Annotated in this window: 3 protein-coding genes; all 3 read left to right on the forward strand. The window is 38.2% G+C overall.

Going from position 1 to position 2,586, the window contains the following annotated elements; genetic code table 11:
- Positions 1–839, forward strand: an 839-nt coding sequence (locus AC06OU_RS12570; RefSeq protein ID WP_475856174.1) for an AfsR/SARP family transcriptional regulator, incomplete at its 5' end; no start/stop codon positions are given.
- 109 nt (positions 840–948) lie between these two features.
- Positions 949–1,593 (forward strand): hypothetical protein, encoded by a 645-nt coding sequence (locus tag AC06OU_RS12575; protein WP_475856176.1) that lies wholly within the window; start codon positions 949–951, stop codon positions 1,591–1,593.
- Between the two features lie 167 nt (positions 1,594–1,760).
- Positions 1,761–2,586: ABC transporter substrate-binding protein (locus AC06OU_RS12580; protein WP_475856177.1), on the forward strand; the 826-nt coding region annotated here is incomplete at its 3' end.

The raw sequence follows: 2,586 nt of genomic DNA on the forward strand, positions 1-2,586 counted from the left end.
AAGAAAATAAAAATACTTTTTTACAAACGCTTAGAGAAAAATTAGTTATACGAGAGGAAATCGTCTATCCTGGATATTCTTTAAGACTTCAACTTTTAGGCTCCTTTACTTTATATATGGGGATTCATGAGGTAGAGGAAAGAAAGTGGCAAAGGGAAAAATCGAAGGAACTTCTTACTTATTTATATTTGAATAAAAGTCGTTTTGTACCTAAAGAAGAATTAATAAGAAGCTTATGGAAAGAAAACGCCGATGAAAAATCATCTGATCGAGATTTTAAGGTTATTTTAAATGCATTGCTCAAAGTTATCGAACCAAGTAGGGAAGCTAGAGGAGAATCATATTTTATAATCCGAAAGCAATCGATGTATAGATTAAACCCAGAGGCAGTTGTGAGAAGTGATTTAGAAACTTTTAATGATTACGCAACACTCGGTATGCTTGAAAAAGATGCCTCCTTAGCATTAGAGCATCTATTGAAGTCAGTGAGACTTTATAATGGCAGCCTTCTAGAAGGAAAGCCAGCGATTGAGTGGATTTCCCATGAGCGGGAGAAAACAGAACAACAGTATATATTGGTATTAGAAAGATTAGCGCAAACGAGTACACGTTTGAAGGACTTTGAGAAGACAATCTACTGGTCACAGAAGCTTATCCACTTAGATCATACGTGGGAAGAGGCCTATCGTTTACTCATGTTTGCTTATTATCAGCTACAAAATAGAACGCAGGCCGTTAAATGGTATGAACGCTGTGTAGCAACTTTGCACGAGGAGCTTCACGTAGAACCTATGCAAACGACTATTCAAATGTATGAGATGATTATCAATTATGGATAAAGTTTATTTCATCTAATTTATAGGAGGAGAATTGTAGAAATTAAGTAAAGTAATACTTATTACTTTTTTAAGTATGTCTTTGTCCGCTTGTAATATAGCTCCAATTACTGTGGTTACCAATTCTGTTTCATCATTTGGTTGTCCAGACGCGGAAATTGAATGGATTGATATGGTTATGATTAATGACATCAAGTATATGCATCATTTTCCTGAGCCGTCTGATAAAGAATTGACCTTATCTATCGAAACAGGTAATAAACTTGGTGAGGTTACCTATAAGATGGCAGGTAGTGCATGTAGTAATCATAAGATGACAAACGGCGATGCGACCTACGCGGAGAAAGGGTCACCAATTTACGGGATAAAGGGAATTCCAGCATCTTTAGCGGTCCAAGTAAATGACAAGGTATTTGTAGTGGAAACCAATAAAAAAGCAAAAATAGCTGGAGAACTTTACCCGTTAGTAGGGTTGGTCAGCAAAATATATATTGAAAGTACAGAGGATGGAAGAAGAATTCACGAGTTCCGTCCGGAGTCGGTTCAACAGTTTATTGATACATGGAATACATTAACACTAGAAGATGTTGAATCTATAGAAAGGGATGGTTCTAGAGTCTTTTTGCAAATCGAGTTACACAATAGCATTCATTTTAGACAAGTTTACTGGCGTGAATCCAATACCTTTAGCAATGGTGCGATAGGCACGATCAAAATGAAAGAAATTATCGATCATGAATTATCCACTATCGAATAAAACATAAAAAAGGCTTCGGAAATTTACGAACAGTAAAATTTTCGAAGCTTTTTTAATTTTACATGATTGCCCTATCCAAGAATGTTGCAACTTATTTGTAACTCCTATTTTGTACAGTTAAAACGAAGCATGAGAGCGCTTACAAAATAAATGGGAGGTTAAAAACATTGAAAAAATGGATTCTATTTCTAACGCTATTATCGGTTGTATTTTTTAGTGCAGCTTGTAGTGATGAAGCTGCTGAAACTAGTGAGGAGTCAGGAGGAACTACACCGGTTTCAGGCGAGGTGCAGGAAGGCGAGACTATTAAAATTGGTGTACTTGCTTCGTTGACTGGAGCACTTGAGTCGTACGGTAAGCAAACTAGAAACGGTTTTGAACTTGGTTTAGAGTATGCGACCGGCGGGACAATGGAGATAGCTGGCAAGAAAATTGAGGTTGTTTACGAGGATACAGAGACTAAACCTGAGGTTGCTGTTCAAAAAGCCACGAAGCTTTTGGAAGAGGATGAAGTAGATTTCTTAGTTGGTTCCTCTAGTTCAGGGGATACGTTAGCTGTTCTGCCGCTTGCAGAGGAATATGAAAAGATTATGATCGTAGAACCTGCTGTAGCTGATAGTATTACGGGTTCTGAATTTAATCCATATATATTCCGTACGGCTCGTAATTCTTCTCAGGATGCAGTGGCAGGAGCAGCAGCGATTGCTAAAGAAGGAGTGAAGATAGCGACCTTCGCACCAGATTATTCCTTCGGCTGGGATGGAGTCACAGCGTTTAAAGCAGCAGCTGAAAAGCTGGGGGCAGAAATCGTATTAGAGGAATACGCTGACCCTGCTGCAACAGATTTCACATCTAATCTACAAAAGGTAATTCAAGCGAAACCAGATTATCTTTTCGTCGTTTGGGCTGGTGCTAACTCACCTTGGAACCAAATCGCTGACTTAAAATTGCAGGATAAAGGGATAAAAATCTCAACTGGTGCACCAGATATCC

The organism is Psychrobacillus sp. (genome assembly GCF_056205495.1).